General features: G+C 62.3%; 2 protein-coding genes and 1 pseudogene. All 3 read right to left on the bottom strand.

From position 1 onward, the window contains the following. A pseudogene (locus tag EN991_RS35230) lies at positions 1–284 on the bottom strand (YdcF family protein); the annotation flags it as partial. A gap of 7 nt (positions 285–291) precedes the next feature. After that, positions 292–822: a hypothetical protein gene (locus EN991_RS35225; RefSeq protein ID WP_127370453.1), complete on the bottom strand. Its 531-nt coding sequence runs from the start codon at positions 820–822 to the stop codon at positions 292–294. 1 nt (position 823) lies between these two features. Further along, on the bottom strand, positions 824–1,694 hold an 871-nt coding region (locus tag EN991_RS35220), incomplete at its 5' end, for an amidase family protein (protein WP_127370452.1).

Here is a 1,694-nt window from a genome sequence, read left to right as displayed (position 1 = left end):
GCCAGATTGATGGCGCCCTCGAAGCCGCCGCCGAGCACGACGATGCCGTCGACCTTTTCCGGCAGCGGCGGGCGCGCGAAACGCTCTTCCAGCGGATTGAGCATCATGGCGCCGAGCGACGTCCATGCTGACAGTGCAAGGATCAAAAATGCCAGCACGCTGCCGGCGGCCGCCAACCGTCGGCGCCCGATCGTGACCGCGAGCAGTCCCGCCAACAGCAGGAAGATCGCCAGGTTGAGCGGCTGGATGAAGAACCAGAAGATCTTGGAAAGATAGCAGAACATTGGCTGCCTATCGTTGGCTCGAATTCTCACGACCGGTGAAATGCTCGACGGCACTTGTCACAGCCTCGGCCTCGGGCCGGCTCAACTCCCTGCCGAAAACAAGGACGCCGTTGGTGTTGGTCAACCTGATGACTTCCGACAGCCCCGCTTCATCCGTTGGATAGGTATGGTCGAGGATTTCGGCCTCAAGGTGCCCTTTCAAAGGCAATGAGGAACGATTTCGCACAAAACCCCTGACGTCGCGCACGGCTGCCACGTCGGTTAGCCGCAGGGTTTCCTTGCCGAACACCAGCCACATGAAATCCTTGCCGAGGAAGTAGGTGAAGAGGGCAATGATCGCAGTGAACGACAGCAGTCCGAGAGTGCCGCTGGCGACGTTTGCGGGCGACGTGTCGGTCAATCCCATGTAGCCGGTGTAGGCAACGATCGCGGCCCCAACCAGGACGAAGCCCATCCTGAAATCCGAGATGCGCGGTGGGTTGGTTATCAGCAGTTCGTCTTCCGTCTCGACGATGGAAATGCGAGACGGGGGCGGCATGCTACCACCATTTCTCCGGCTGGAATGTGCCGGCGGCCTGCTCGATGACGGCGGCGGTCTGGAACAGGGTTTCCTCGTCAAACGGCCGGCCGATCAACTGAAGCCCGAGCGGCAAACCCTTGGCGTCGAGCCCGGCGGGCACAGCGATGCCCGGCAGGCCGGCCATGTTCACCGTGACGGTGAAGATGTCGTTCAGGTACATCTTGACCGGATCGGCAGCCATGTCCTCGTCGGCGATGCCGAAGGCGGCGGATGGCGTTGCCGGGGTCAGGATGACATCGACGCCGGCGGCGAAGACAGTCTCGAAATCCCGCTTGATCAGATTGCGCACCTTCTGCGCCTGCAGATAGTAGGCGTCGTAATAGCCGGCCGACAGCACATAGGTGCCGATCATGATACGGCGCTTGACCTCACGGCCGAAACCGGCGGCACGGGTCTTCTCATACATGTCGACGATATCCTTGCCCGGCACGCGCAAGCCGTAGCGGACGCCATCGTAGCGGGCGAGATTGGACGAAGCCTCGGCGGGCGCCACGATGTAATAGGCGGGCAGCGCGTATTTCGTATGCGGCAGGGAAATATCGACGATCTCGGCGCCGGCGTCCTTCAGCCAGGCAATGCCCTTCTGCCACAGCGCTTCGATCTCTTCGGGCATGCCCTCGACGCGGTACTCCCTGGGAATGCCGACCTTCATGCCCTTGATCGGCTTGCCGATCGCGGCCTCATAGTCCGGTACCGGCATGTCGACCGACGTCGTGTCCTTCGGATCGACGGAGGCCATCGACTTCAGCAGGATCGCGGCATCGCGCACGTCACGAGCGATCGGGCCGGCCTGGTCGAGCGACGAGGCGAAGGCGACGATGCCCCAGCGC

The organism is Mesorhizobium sp. M7A.F.Ca.US.005.03.2.1, from assembly GCF_003997795.1.
GTDB classification, from domain to species: Bacteria; Pseudomonadota; Alphaproteobacteria; order Rhizobiales; family Rhizobiaceae; genus Mesorhizobium; species Mesorhizobium ciceri.
The sequence above is the reverse complement of the archived record's forward strand: the minus strand, read 5'-3'. Positions and strand labels throughout refer to the sequence as shown.

What these genes read in the sequence shown, in the direction of transcription:
- EN991_RS35225 (WP_127370453.1), bottom strand. Translation starts at nt 822, where the DNA reads ATGCCGCCCCCGTCTCGCATTTCCATCGTCGAGACGGAAGACGAACTG.